This is a genomic window from Azonexus sp. (genome assembly GCF_041909095.1).
Classification (GTDB): Bacteria; Pseudomonadota; Gammaproteobacteria; order Burkholderiales; family Rhodocyclaceae; genus Azonexus.
Map to the genome: position 1 here is coordinate 208,486 of NZ_JAYREB010000001.1, position 13,064 is coordinate 221,549.

A 13,064-nucleotide genomic window follows, 5' to 3' on the forward strand; every position below is an offset into this window, starting at 1 on the left:
ATTCCGAATTCACGCAGGCGTTTCCGACGCCTGAAAGCGAAAATCAGCGGTTCCACCCGCTCGGCAAAAAAGATCGATACCGCATCAAGCACTCAGTCCAGCCTCCATTGTTCCCCCCTTCCGGGCCCCCTTCCGCCAGCCGGCAGCAGCGCCGCGCTCAGGCTCGATCCGTCGTTTTACCTAGCAACATCCGGGATGATACGGATATATCCGCAATCATTTCCCTCATACGATGCAGACACGACAACGGAAAGGAAAGCGGCGATGGCACAAAAATTCTCCCAGGACCAGCTGAACCGTATCATGGACCAGGGCGTGGTACGCCTTTGTCAATGCCCCTCGCTGCTGACCCGCTTGCTCTCCGACACCCGCTTCCTGCACGAATACCAGAGTTCCTGCCTCGAAGAAAGCCAGACCGAGCAGCTGGTGCATGCCGCCATCGCCCGCGCCACCGAACGGGTCTCCGCGATCCTCGAACAGTCGCTCATTGAAGTGATGCTACTCGAAGGATGGGAAGTCGATGCCCAGGGCGAACCGAAAATGCCGGCACGCCTGCTCGAGTTGCAGATCAATGCCATCGAGGATGTCATGGGCCAGCGGCATAGCCAGGCCTGAGCGCCGCGCAGGCAGCGGCAGGAGGACGACCGGCCTGTGCGCACGGGCGGCCAAAATGACGAAAGGGCGGAGCAAGGTTGCCCGCCCTTCGTTAATCCACGATCGCGCCGTCTCAGACCGGCTCGAACAGCATGGTCGCCGCCGCGGTATTCGAGATCGGGATGTGGAAATTGGAATGCACCACCTTGACCGCGCCCGGCACGGTGCCGCGGGCGACCAGCCAGTTGAGCAGCTCGACGCCTTCATTGCCGGTCTGCTCGACCAGATCGACGTCGGAGAACTGGGTGGCCCAGGTCGGGTCGTTCACCATGCTGTCCATGAACTTGAGGTCGAAGTCCTTGTTGATGAAGCCGGCGCGCTCGCCTTCCAGCTGGTGCGACAAGCCGCCGGAGCCGATCACCAGGACCTTGGCGTCTTCCGGGAAAGCGGCGATGGCGCGGCCGATCGCCTCGCCCAGCCGGTAGCAGCGACGCGCCGACGGCAGCGGGAAGAGCACGGTGTTGACGCAGACCGGGACGCTCTTCACCGGCCACTTCTGTTCCGGCCAGAGCAGTGCCATGGGCAGCGTGAAGGCGTGGTCGACCAGCATTTCCTGGCAGGTGACCATGTCGAAATCGTCGCGCACCAGGCTGTCGCGGATGTGCCAGGAAAGGTCTTCGGCGCCCGGGAAGCTGGGCATCGTCGGAATCCCCCAGCCTTCGTCCTCGCTGACGTATTCCGGCGCGGTGCCGATGGCGAAGGTCGGCTGCTTGTCGAGGAAGAAATTCAGGCCGTGGTCGTTGTAGCAGGACACGACGATGTCCGGCTTGACCCGGTCGAGCCATTCGCGGATCGCCGGAAAGCCGTCGAAGAAGGGCTTCCAGTACGGGTCCTGCTGGAGGTTGAGATGGATCGCCTTGCCCAGTGCCGGCACGTGCGAAGTGGTCAGGATGCCTACGATTTTTGCCATGATTCAGTTCCCCGCCGCGACCAGTTTGGCCTTGAATTCTTCCTTGCTCATCCCCGTCTGCAGGGCACCAATGTCCTGCATGTCGAGGCCCAGGACGCCGCCGGCCAGCTTGCCGAGAAAATAGACGCCGCCGCCGACGCGGATCAGCGACAGCACGTCGCGGCCGAGGATGGCCTGGGTCTGTTCCGGGCTGAGGCCGAACTTGCGGCAATAGGCGGCTTCGTCGCTGACGAACTCGTCGCGGTTGGCCTTGCTGTTGAACGAATAGCACATCTTGTTCAGCGCGTAACCGCGACGGGCGGCCTCGTGATCGAAGATCGGTGCGCCGGGAATCGTTCGCTTCGGCGGACGAATGCTCATGTTGCGTCTCCTGTAAGTGTTGTGAATCGCTGCTTGCTGACGGACTGCGATAACCCTTAGCCCGAGAGGGATTCTCCATCCAGCAAACAACAAAATAAACAGATTGCTTATAATGCAATTCATGAACGATTTCGATTATTTGGACCTCGACGGAAAACTGCTGCGCCTGCTCATCGCCGTCCATGAAGAAGGCTCGGTGACCCGCGCCGCGCAGCGTCTGGGCGTCACCCAGTCGGCGGTCAGCCACATGCTCGACAAGCTGCGCGGCATCGTCGGCGACCCGCTGTTCGTCAAGTCCGGCCGCTCGGTGGTCGCCACCGCCCAGGCCGGCGCACTGGTCGCCGAGGCGCGCGAACTGCTCGACCGCCTGCACCAGTTCGGCAGCAAGGCCGGCTTCACGCCGGCCAGCCTCGAACGCACGCTGACCATCGCCGCCAACGACCTGCAGCGCGACCTGCTGTTGCCGGCGCTGTTCGGGCTGCTCAAGGAAGAAGCGCCGGGGATCAGCCTGCGCGTCATTCCGTCCAATATCCCGAGCGCCGAACTGCTGCGCTCGGACCGCTGCCAGTTGGCGATTTCGCCGCGCCCACCGGAAGGCGCCGACATCCTGCAGCGCCGGCTGTTCAACGACAGCTACGCGGTCTTCTTCGACCCGGCAGTGCGCCCGCCCCCCGCCGATCTCGCCGATTACCTGGCGGCCGAGCACATCACCGTGGTCTACGAGCCGCAGCGCAACCTGGACATCGACGACCATCTGCAGCGTCGCGGCATCCAGCGCCGCTTTGCCGTCAGCGTCGCCAGCTTCGGCGGCATCCGCGCCTTCCTCAAGGGATCGAACTACCTGGCGACGCTGCCGCATCGCCTGGGCGGCAACCAACTGGCCGGGTTCGCCCGCACCGCGACGCCCTTCGCCGGCCCGGAGATGCCGATGTACGCGATCTGGCACCAGCGCTACCAGCACGACCCGATGATGCGCTGGCTGCTCGACAAGCTGTACCGGGTTAGCCAGGGGGTCGAGGCGAGCGCCTGAGCAGCGCCAGGCTGGCCGGCAGCAGGAGCAGGCCGAGCGCCGCGACCACCGGCAGGACGCCGAGCAGCGAGGCCAGCGCGCCGGCAAGCAAACCGCCCAGCGCATCGAAGCCGAAGCGGGTCGAGCCGAAAATCGAGATCACCCGGCCGCGCAATCCTTCCGGGGCGAGCTGCTGCAAGCGCGTGTTGGCGGCGATGTTGGTGGCGCCGATGCCGGCGCCGATCAGGCAGACCATGGGCAGCGCCAGCGCCAGACTGCCGACGTAGCCGGCCAGCGCGAAACCGAGCAAGCCGACGGCGGCGACGGCGCAACTGGCGAGCGCGAAATCCCGATGGATCTCGCTGCGCGCCCGGGTCGACAGATAGAGCGAAGCGGTCAGCGCGCCGGCGCCGCCCATGCCGAGCAGCCAGCCCAGCGACTGGGCGCTGCCGGCGAAGACTTCCTTGGCGAAGACCGGCATCAGCACGACGTAGGAGGACGCGGTGACATTGACCATCGCCACCGCCAGCAGGGCGACCCTGGCGTCCACGGTGGCACGAACGAAGGCGGCGACCTCGACCAGCGCGCTGGCGGTCTTCAGGCCGCGCTGCCGGGGAATCTCGGCGCGAATCGCCAGCACCGCCGAGATCGGCCCCAGGTAGGACAGCGCGTTGATCAGGAAGCACAGGCTTTCGGGGGCGACCGCGAGGAGCAGCCCGGCGACCGGCGGGCCGATCAAACGCCCGCTGTGCACCACCGCGGCATTGAGCGCGACGGCGTTGGGCAGCGTCGTCCGGTCATCGACCAGATAGAGCAGCAGACTCTGCCGGGTCGGCAGGTCGAAACTGTTGAGGACGCCGAGCAGGCCGGCGAGCAGCAGCAGGTGCCAGACGGCGACCGCGTCGAAGAAGACCAGCCCGGCCAGGACCAGGGCCTGCGCGGCAAACACGCACTGCAGGCCGATCATCAGCCGGCGCCGGTCGTAGCGGTCGATCATCACGCCGGCCAGCGGCGCCACCACCAGTTGCGGCGCCTGCGACAGGAAGGCGGTCAGCCCGAGCAGCACCGGCGAACCGCTGATCCGGTACACCAGCCAGGACATGGCGACGGCCTGGATGAAGGTGCCGAGGACGGAACAGATCTGGCCGTAGAAATAACGCCGGAAATTCGGCTGGCCGAGCGCCGGCGCGCGCTCGACGATGCGCCCGGCCAGGCCCGCAGCGCTCATTCCGGGAAGCGCTCGGTGTCGATCTCGGCCAGCGTCGCCGCGTTGTAGCGCGGACCGCTGACGGTATGCCGGTTGATCAGGGCGTCGAGGCGGGAGAGCAGCGCGGCGTCCAGGCTGACGTTGGCGGCACCGAGATTGTCGGCGAGATGCGCCGGCGAACGGGTGCCCGGGATGACCAGCGTATGCGGCTGCCGGTGCAGGACCCAGGCCAGCGCCAGTTGCGCCGGGCTACAGCCGGCCTCCTCGGCGATGGCGCGGTAGCCGTCGAGCAGGCGCCGGTTGCGCGCGTAGTTGTCGGGCGCGAAACGCGGCATCGCCAGGCGCAGGTCGCCGGGCGACAACTGCGCCGCCGGGTCGTTCAGCTCGCCGCCGAGGAAGCCGCGCGCCAGCGGGCTGAAGGCGACGAAGGCCGCGCCGATCTCGCGGCAGGTTTCGAGCACGGCGATTTCCGGCTCGCGCGACCAGAGCGAATACTCACTCTGCACGGCGCTGACCGGATGTACGGCATGCGCCCGGCGCAGGGTTTCGGCCGAGACTTCCGAAAGGCCGATTGCGCGGATCTTGCCGGCGGCGACGAGATCGGCCAGGGCGCCGACGCTGTCCTCGATCGGTACCTTGAAGTCGCGCCGATGCAGGTAGTAGAGGTCGATCACCTCGGTCTGCAGACGCTGTAGCGCCGCCTCGCAGGTCGCCTTGATCGTTGCCGGGCGGCCGTCGATCACCCGCTTGCCATCGACCCCGGTCATGCCGCACTTGCTGGCCAGCACGAAACGCTGGCGATGCGGGCCGAGGACCCGGCCGAGCAGGCTCTCGTTGGCGCCGAAGCCGTAGAGCGCGGCGGTGTCGAAGAAATCGACCCCGCTATCGAGCGCCTGCCGCAGCAGGGCGGCTGCCGCCTCGGCGCTCGGCGGCTGGCCGTAGGCGTGGCTCAGGTTCATGCAGCCAAGGCCGATGGCCCCGACCTCGAACGGCCCGACTTTTCTCCGCAGCACGCTCAACCCCGCTTAGTCGGCAAGCTGCTTTTCGAGTTCGCCGAGCACCCGGTAGCAGTCGAAGACCTTGCCGACCGAGGCGTTCGGCTCGCGGCCCTCGCGGATCGCGGCGAAGAATTCGCGGTCCTGGAGTTCGATGCCGTTCATCGAGACATCGACCTGCGAGACGTCGATCTTCTCTTCCTTGCCGTTGTAGAGGTCGTCGTAGCGGGCGATGTAGGTGCCGCTGTCGCCGATGTAGCGGAAGAAGGTGCCGAGCGGCCCATCGTTGTTGAAGGACAGCGACAGCGTGCAGATCGCGCCGTTGGCGGCCTTCAACTGGATCGACATGTCCATGGCGATGCCCAGCGTCGGGTGGATCGGCCCCTGGATGGCGTTCGCCTTGACGATCGGCGAACCGCACTGGTAGGCGAAAAGATCGACCGTGTGGGCGGCGTGGTGCCACAGCAGGTGGTCGGTCCAGCTGCGCGGCTGGCCCAGCGCGTTGATGTTGGTACGGCGGAAGAAATAGGTCTGCACGTCCATCTGCTGGATGTTGAACTCGCCGGCCGCGATCTTCTTGTTCACCCACTGGTGGCTGGGATTGAAGCGACGGGTGTGGCCGACCATCGCCACCTTGCCGGCCGCCTTCTGGGCGTCGATCAGCGCCTGCGCGTCGGCCCAGGAATCGGCCATCGGAATCTCGACCTGGACGTGCTTGCCTGCCTGCAGGCAGGCAATGGCCTGAGCGGCATGGACCTGGGTCGGCGTGCACAGGATCACCGCGTCCACCTCGGGTAGCGCCAGCGACTGCGCGAGGTCGGTGGCGACGTGCGGGATGCCGTACTGGGCGGCAACCTTGGCGGTCTGCTCGGGATCGCGGCCGATCACCGAGACGACCTCGACATCGGCGATGTTCTTGATGGCGTCGAGATGCTTGATGCCGAATGCGCCGGGACCGGCCAGCGCGACCTTGATGGTTTGTTTCATGGGTTCTCCAGAATCAGATGGCCGACGGCGGTGTTCGACGCCGGTACATGATAAAAGCGTTTCCTGAGTACGGGCTTGGGTCCGCCCGCGATATCGGCCATCGCCCCGCGGGCGATCAGCCACATGACCAGTTCGATGCCTTCGGAACCGGCTTCGCGCACGTAGTCAATGTGCGGCAGTTGGGACAGTCCGGCGGGATCGTCGATTAGCCGGTCGAGGAAGCGATTGTCCCATTCCTTGTTGATCAGGCCGGCACGCGCCCCCTGCAACTGGTGGCTCATGCCGCCGGTGCCCCAGATGTGAACGTTCAAATCCTCGTCGAAGGACTCGACCGCGCGGCGGATTGCCTGGCCGATCTGGAAGCAGCGCCGGCCGGAAGGCACCGGGTACTGCACGACATTGACCGCGAACGGGATGACCTGGCACGGCCAGGCCTCGGGCTGCTCGAACATCAGGGAGAGCGGCACGGTCAGGCCATGGTCGACGTCCATCTTGTTGACCAGGGTGAGGTCGAAATCCTCCTGGATCACCGATTGCGCGATATGGGCGGCGAGTTCCGGGTGGCCGTAAACGGTCGGTACCGGCCGCGGCCCCCAGCCTTCGTCGGCCGGCTTGAACTCGCTGCCGGTGCCGAGCGCGAAGGTCGGGATCAGGTCGAGCGAAAAGGCGGTTGCGTGGTCGTTGTACACCAGGAAGACGACGTCCGGCTTCTGCTCGGCGATCCATTGCTTGCCGAAATCGTAGCCGGCGAATACCGGTTGCCAGTAGTCCTCGCCGGTCTTGCCGAGGTCGAGCGCGGCGCCGATCGCCGGCACGTGCGAGGTGTAAACGGAAGCGGTGATGCGGGCCATTTATGCGTTTCCTTTCTTGCCGGCCGCGCCTTGCGGCTGGTGTTGCGGCTGCGCGTCGCCGTCCTCGCCGAGGCGGCGGTTGCCGTCGGCCGAGCGGCCACCGGCCAGCATCATCGCGCGGTATTCGTCTTCGCTCATGCCGGTCATCGAGCCGGCCATCTGCTGGAAGCTCTTGCCGTCGGTGGCGCCGATCTTGGCCAGGAAGTAAATGTTGCCGCCGGTGCGCATGCACCAGTTGAGATCGCGCGCCAGCACCGCCTGCTTCTGCTCCTCGCTCATCGGCCAGGCGTCGAGATAGGCGCGTTCGTCGGCCTTGAAGCGGGCGCGGTTCTCGGCCGACATCAGCGACATGCAGAACTGGTTGAGCCAGTAGCCCTTGCGCGACTGCTCGGCGTCGAAAATGATCGTCCCGGGAATGTCCTGATAGGGTTTGTCGAGCGCCATGGCTCAGACCTCCTCGGGCCAGTAGAGGCGCATCGGGTTGGCCACCAGCAGCTTCTGCTGCAGTTCGGCGGTCGGCGCGATGTGCGGGATGAAATCAACGAGCAGGCCGTCGTCCGGCATGTGGTCCTTGAGATTCGGGTGCGGCCAGTCGGTTCCCCACAGCACGCGGTCGGGAAACTCCTCGACGACGCGGCGGGCGAAGGGCACGACGTCGGCGTAGGCATTGCGTTCGCCGTTCAGCGCCTTGGGGCCGCTCAGCGACAGGCGCTCGGGACAGCTGACCTTGCTCCAGACGTTCGGGTGGTCGCGCATGAACTTGAGGAACAGTTCGAATTCCGGGCCGTCGACCGGCTTGGACACATCCGGCCGGCCCATGTGGTCGACGACGACGGTGGTCGGCAGCGCGGTGAAGAAATCCCACAGTTCGGGCAGGTCGACCGCCTCGAAGTAAATAACAACATGCCAGCCCCACTTGGCGATGCGGCCGGCGATTTCCAGCAGTTCGTCCTTCGGCGTGAAATCGACCAGGCGCTTGACGAAATTGAAGCGCACGCCGCGCACGCCGGCGTCGTGCATCGCCTGCAACTCCTCGTCGCTGACGGCGCGGCGCACGGTGGCGACACCACGGGCCTTGCCTTCGCTGTGAATCAGCGCATCGAGCATGGCCCGGTTGTCGGCGCCGTGGCAGGTGGCCTGGACGACGACGTTGCGGGCGAAGCCGAGGTGGTCGCGCAGCGCGTAGAGCTGCTGCTTCGAGGCATCGCAGGGCGTATATTTGCGTTCCGGGGCGTAGGGGAACTCGGCGCCGGGACCGAAGACGTGGCAGTGCGCGTCGACCGCGCCGGCCGGCAGCTTGAAGGCGGGCAGGCTGGGAGCGGCGTACCAGTCGAGCCAGCCGGGGGTCTTGGTGAATTCCATGATTTCCTTGGGCGTCGGTGCGTTCATGTTCAGTCGATGTACTTGAGGCCGGCCTTGGCCAGCGGTTCGCGCAGGGAATACATGTCGAGGCCGAGTTCACCGGCGGCGAAACGGGCGCGCTTGGCGGTCTCGTTGTTCTCGCGCGCTTCGGCGGCGTCGGCCACCTGCTGGGCGAGGGCGGCCGGCACGACGACGACGCCGTCGTCGTCGGCGATCACCACGTCACCGGGATTGACGATGGCGCCGGCGCAGACCACCGGGATGTTGACCGAACCGAGCGTCGCCCGCGTGCAGCCCTTGGCGTGGATCGCCCGGCTGAACACCGGGAAGCCCATCGCCGTCAGGTCCTTCACGTCGCGCACGCCGCCGTCGATGATCAGGCCGGCGGCGCCCCGCGATTTATAGGAGGTGGCGAGCAGGTCGCCGAAGAAGCCGTCGGTGCTGTCGGCGGTGCAGCCGGCGACGCAGACGTCGCCCGGTTGCAGTTGCTCGGCGGCGACGTGCAGCATCCAGTTGTCGCCGGGCTGCAGCAGGACGGTGACCGCCGTGCCGCACAGGTGGGCGCCGGCGTAGATCGGGCGGATCGTCGGCTTCATCAGGCCGACCCGGCCCATCGCTTCATGGATGGTGGCGACGCCGTAGCGCGACAGTTTTTCAACGGCGGCACGCTCGGCGCGCTGGATATTGCGCTTGACGATGCCAAGCTGGTTCATCGGTTGGGTCATGGTGTTCTCCTCAGCGGCCACGGGCCTTCAGGGCGGCATCGAGCCGCGGATAGACGCGACGGGCGTTGCCTTCGTAGATCATGTAGCGCTCTTCGGCGGTCAGGTCGGCGGCCTCGATGTAGCGCTTGGTGTCGTCGTAGTAGTGGCCGGTCTGCGGGTCGATGCCGCGCACGGCGCCAATCATCTCGGACGCGAACAGCACGTTCTTGACCGGGATGACGCGGGTCAGCAGGTCGACCCCCGGCTGGTGATAGACGCAGGTGTCGAAGAAGACGTTGTTGAGCAGGTGCTCGTCGAGCAGCGGCTTCTTCAGTTCCTGCGCCAGGCCGCGGTAACGGCCCCAGTGGTAGGGCGCGGCGCCGCCGCCGTGCGGGATGACGAACTTCAGGGTCGGGAAGTCCTTGAACAGGTCGCCCTGGATCAACTGCATCACCGCCGTCGTGTCGGCGTTGATGTAGTGCGCACCGGTGGTGTGGAAGCAGGCGTTGCAACTGGTACTGACGTGGATCATCGCCGGGATGTCGTACTCGACCATCTTTTCGTAGATCGGGTACCAGTGGCGGTCGGTCAGCGGCGGGCTGGTCCAGTGGCCGCCCGAGGGATCTGGATTGAGGTTGATGCCGACGAAGCCGTATTCCTTGACGCACTTTTCCAGTTCGGCGACGCAGGTTTTCGGATCGACACCCGGCGACTGCGGCAGCATCGCGGCGCCGATGAAGTTGTCCGGGAACAGTTCGGCAACGCGGAAGCACAGTTCGTTGCAGATTGCCGCCCAGGTCGCCGAGGTCTGGTAGTCGCCGATATGGTGGGCCATGAAGCTGGCGCGCGGACTGAAGATGGTGAGGTCGGCGCCGCGTTCCTTCATCAGCCGGAGCTGGTTCTGCTCGATGGTCTGGCGCAGGTCGTCGTCGCTGATCTGCAGTTCGCTGACCTTGGGCGCCAGCGCCGGGTCCTTGAGGCTGGCGACCTGGCGGTTGCGCCATTCTTCCAGCGCTTTCGGCGCCGTCGTGTAGTGGCCGTGGATGTCGATGATCATGTTGTTTTCCCTTTCGTTCGTTGTCGTCCGTCGTGCGCCGACAGGCCGGCGCCGCAGTGATTTCAGGAAACGATTCTGCGCAAGCGCCCGGCCACTGAACAGGAAAGGCCCCGACTAGCTGCTATGCCTTTTCGTTATGAAAGCGGCGAAAATTGCAAAAAACCCGTGTTCCGCCAGCTTGCAATGACGGAACACGGGCCGCAGGCGATGCCGGGAACGACGCTCAGAACATGTGCGTCACGCCGGCCGCGAGCATCTTGACGTCCTTGCCGGCATCCGGCGCAGTCGCCCAGATCCCGGAAGTGCCGTTGCGCTCGTTGTCCTGCCACGAGATGCCGGCGTAGGCGATGGTACGCTTGCTCAGGTTGTGCGTGTAAGCCAGCGAGAAGCCCTGCGCATCCGCCTTGTTCTGGGTATTGACCGAGGAAGCGGAGTACACGGCATGCACCGTGCCCTTGGCGGACACCGGCACTTCCACCCCGACGCCCCAGACCTTGTTGGCCGAGAGCTTCATGAACTTGTCGCGCTGATAGGTCGCCTTCGCCTTCAGTACGCCGAAATCGTAGGCGACGCCAAGGTTCTGGCTCCTCATCTCGAGATCGTCGTAGCGCACCACCGTCGCCCCCGGCGGGAAGCCGGCACCACGGGCGAAAGCCAGCGAGCTCAGGGTCAGGTTGGCGCTGCCGCGCCCGTCGACGTTTTCAAAGACGGCACCGATCGACAGCGGGCCGTTGTCGTAGTAGAGGCCTAGCTGGGCGGCCTCGACGCGACCGTTGCCAGCGGCGGCCTCCTCGATCGGGCGGGAGTAGTTGGCATCAACCCGGAAGCCGGCAAACGCCGGCGACTTGTAGGCGATCACGTTCGACAGGCGGATGTCGCCAAGCGGATTGATCCGGCTGCCGGCAGCCATTGCGTTGTTGCCGGTGACGTCGAAGGCGGAGGCCCCGAGCACCGTGTATCTGACCGCCCAGTCGAAGGCCGTGGTATTCATGCGGCCAAAGGCGAAGGTACCGAAGCTGCCGCTCAGGCCAAGCAGCTGCTGGCGAGCCGGACCGGAGGTGCTGCCCTGGATGCCGGCGGCATCGGTACGATAATTGCCGCCGATCCCGTCGTTGAGATCGACGTTGAGCCGGTACTCGAGCACGAAGTTGAGCTTCAGCCCGTTGCCGAGATCCTCGCTGCCCTTGAAGCCGAGGCGCGAAGTGCGCAGCACGCCGCTATCGACCTTGTAGCGCGTCTCCTTGCCGCCGGCATCGATCCTGGCGGCACCAACGTCGAAGACGCCGTAGACCTGGACATTCTCCTGTGCCAGAACCGGTGCGCAAAGCACCGCGGGCACTGCCAGGGCGATGATTTTCTTTTTCAATTGAGTACTCCTCCTCAGACAAATTGACCTTCCGCAGCACGGAAAGCATCGGCGAACGACGTCCGCCCTCCTCCGGTTGCTGGACGGATTCCGGCAACCGGCAATGCGACCTCCCCGGCTGCACGAACATCGTGCAGCGACGGTCGCAATTTTCCTTTTCGTTCAGGGCTGACTGGTGACCGGGACGGCCGGCGCCTCTTCCGGCTCCGCGTTGGCGGGAACCTTTTCCGGGTGCGAGGCGTTCTTGACGAACAGGGCAATCGCCGCGATCACGCCGGGAATCGCCAGCACCGCGAAGATCTGCGCGAAGTCGAAATGACGGCGCTGCAGTTCGGCAACCAGGAAGGGCGCGGCAACGGCGCCGATACGGCCGATCGCCATCATCCAGGCGACCCCGGTGGCGCGCCCGGCGGTTGGGTAGAAGGCCGCCGCCAGCGCCGGCATGCTGGTCTGCGTGGTGTTCATCACGGCGCCGCCGACGAAGACCATGACCACCAGCCAGCCGAGGTTGCCGGCGACCTGGCCGATCGCATAGACGCAGGCGGCGGTGATCAGGTAGCCGATCATGATCACGCGGTTGGCGTTGAACTTGTCCATCAGCAGGCCGAAGGCGATCGCGCCGACGCCGCCGAGCGGGAACAGCGAGGTGACGAGCAGCGCCGTCTGCGGTTCGAGGCCGGCATCCTTCAGCAGGATCGGCATCCAGTTGATCAGCGCATAGAAAATCACGATGCCCATGCCGTAGGTCAGCCACAGCATCGCCGAACCGACGACATAGGAGCGCGACAGGATCAGCGCGACGCCGGACTTGCCCTGATCGTTCGCCACCCTGGCGACGACGGTCTCACCGAGGACGAAGCGATCAGCATTGCCGATGCTCGCCGAGATGCGCGCCAGCACGGCACGGATGCGCTCGCCCGGGGCGCCGCGGGTGACCAGATAACGCACCGATTCCGGCAGCGCGAACAGCATGAACAGAGCGAGGACGATCGGCAGAACGCCGCCGAGTTCCAGCACGCTGCGCCAGCCCCAGTGCGGAATCATCCAGGCGGCGAGGAAACCACCCAGCGCGGCGCCGAGCGGGAAACCGGTGAACATCGCGCTGGTCAGGACGGCACGCCGACGGGTCGGCGCGAACTCGCTGGCCAGCGTCACCGCCAGCGGCATTGCGGCGCCGAGGCCGAGACCGGTGACGAAACGCCAGAGGACCAGCTCGTCGAGCGAGCCGGACGTCGTCGAGGCCAGGCTGGCAACGCCGAACAGGGCAACGGCGCCGGTCAGCAGGTACTTGCGGCCGAAACGGTCGGCAAAGGGTCCGATCAGCACGGCGCCAACGGCCAGGCCGGCGAGCGCGGCGCTCAGCACGGGCGCCAGTTGCGGCTTGGCGATGCCCCACTCCTTCAACAGCGACGGAGCGATATAGCCGATGGCCGCGGTATCGAAGCCATCGAGCAGGATGACCAGGAAGCTGACGGCGAAGACCAGCCACTGGAAGCGTGAAAACTTGTTGTCGTCGATGAACTGCTGGACATCGAGCGCTCGGTTCTGCGTTGTCATGAAAGTCTCCTCCGCCTTGGCTGGCGGTCTGTTATGTCGAAATTG

At 65.7% G+C, this 13,064-nt stretch carries 14 protein-coding genes; 2 read left to right on the forward strand and 12 right to left on the reverse strand.

Going from position 1 to position 13,064, the window contains the following annotated elements:
- Window positions 1-264 precede the first annotated feature (264 nt).
- On the forward strand, window positions 265-615 hold the full coding sequence (locus ACE3OV_RS01020) for a hypothetical protein (RefSeq protein WP_374324142.1): 351 nt from the start codon (window positions 265-267) through the stop codon (window positions 613-615).
- Window positions 616-727: 112 nt separating this feature from the next.
- Here ACE3OV_RS01020 and ACE3OV_RS01025 read toward each other — a convergent pair whose 3' ends face one another.
- Window positions 728-1,564, reverse strand: a complete 837-nt coding sequence (locus ACE3OV_RS01025; protein ID WP_374324144.1) for a class III extradiol dioxygenase family protein — start codon at window positions 1,562-1,564, stop codon at window positions 728-730.
- A gap of 3 nt (window positions 1,565-1,567) precedes the next feature.
- A complete protein-coding gene (locus ACE3OV_RS01030) occupies window positions 1,568-1,924 on the reverse strand; it encodes a protocatechuate 4,5-dioxygenase subunit alpha (RefSeq protein WP_374324146.1) in 357 nt (118 codons plus the stop codon).
- 121 nt (window positions 1,925-2,045) lie between these two features.
- Between ACE3OV_RS01030 and ACE3OV_RS01035 the strand changes: the two genes are divergently transcribed.
- Window positions 2,046-2,954: a LysR family transcriptional regulator gene (locus tag ACE3OV_RS01035; RefSeq protein ID WP_374324148.1), complete on the forward strand. Its 909-nt coding sequence runs from the start codon at window positions 2,046-2,048 to the stop codon at window positions 2,952-2,954.
- Here ACE3OV_RS01035 and ACE3OV_RS01040 read toward each other — a convergent pair.
- From ACE3OV_RS01040 to ACE3OV_RS01085, 10 genes are all read right to left on the reverse strand, one after another.
- Window positions 2,926-4,161 (reverse strand): MFS transporter, encoded by a 1,236-nt coding sequence (locus tag ACE3OV_RS01040; protein ID WP_374324150.1) that lies wholly within the window; start codon window positions 4,159-4,161, stop codon window positions 2,926-2,928. The two genes, ACE3OV_RS01035 and ACE3OV_RS01040, sit on opposite strands and share 29 nt — an antisense overlap.
- Window positions 4,158-5,153: an aldo/keto reductase gene (locus ACE3OV_RS01045; protein WP_374324153.1), complete on the reverse strand. Its 996-nt coding sequence runs from the start codon at window positions 5,151-5,153 to the stop codon at window positions 4,158-4,160. The genes ACE3OV_RS01040 and ACE3OV_RS01045 overlap by 4 nt, the downstream gene beginning before the upstream one ends.
- Before the next feature lie 12 nt (window positions 5,154-5,165).
- A complete protein-coding gene (locus ACE3OV_RS01050; RefSeq protein ID WP_374324155.1) occupies window positions 5,166-6,122 on the reverse strand; it encodes a Gfo/Idh/MocA family oxidoreductase in 957 nt (318 codons plus the stop codon).
- Window positions 6,119-6,973, reverse strand: coding sequence for a class III extradiol dioxygenase subunit beta (locus tag ACE3OV_RS01055; protein ID WP_374324157.1), 855 nt, complete (start codon window positions 6,971-6,973; stop codon window positions 6,119-6,121). The genes ACE3OV_RS01050 and ACE3OV_RS01055 overlap by 4 nt, the downstream gene beginning before the upstream one ends.
- Window positions 6,974-7,417, reverse strand: a complete 444-nt coding sequence (ligA, locus tag ACE3OV_RS01060) for a protocatechuate 4,5-dioxygenase subunit alpha (protein ID WP_374324159.1) — start codon at window positions 7,415-7,417, stop codon at window positions 6,974-6,976.
- A 3-nt stretch (window positions 7,418-7,420) separates the two neighbouring features.
- A complete protein-coding gene (locus ACE3OV_RS01065) occupies window positions 7,421-8,362 on the reverse strand; it encodes an amidohydrolase family protein (RefSeq protein WP_374324160.1) in 942 nt (313 codons plus the stop codon).
- Window positions 8,363-8,364: 2 nt separating this feature from the next.
- Complete coding sequence (gene ligK / locus ACE3OV_RS01070; RefSeq protein ID WP_374324163.1) at window positions 8,365-9,060, reverse strand: 4-carboxy-4-hydroxy-2-oxoadipate aldolase/oxaloacetate decarboxylase; 696 nt, start codon at window positions 9,058-9,060, stop codon at window positions 8,365-8,367.
- Window positions 9,061-9,070: 10 nt separating this feature from the next.
- The gene (locus ACE3OV_RS01075) at window positions 9,071-10,096 is read right to left on the reverse strand and encodes an amidohydrolase family protein (protein WP_374324165.1); all 1,026 of its coding nucleotides are present in this window, start codon (window positions 10,094-10,096) and stop codon (window positions 9,071-9,073) included.
- Between the two features lie 223 nt (window positions 10,097-10,319).
- Window positions 10,320-11,462 carry a porin gene (locus ACE3OV_RS01080; protein WP_374324166.1) on the reverse strand — a complete coding sequence of 381 codons (1,143 nt, stop codon included), beginning with the start codon at window positions 11,460-11,462 and terminating at the stop codon, window positions 10,320-10,322.
- 162 nt (window positions 11,463-11,624) lie between these two features.
- Window positions 11,625-13,019: an MFS transporter gene (locus ACE3OV_RS01085; protein ID WP_374324167.1), complete on the reverse strand. Its 1,395-nt coding sequence runs from the start codon at window positions 13,017-13,019 to the stop codon at window positions 11,625-11,627.
- Window positions 13,020-13,064 lie beyond the last annotated feature (45 nt).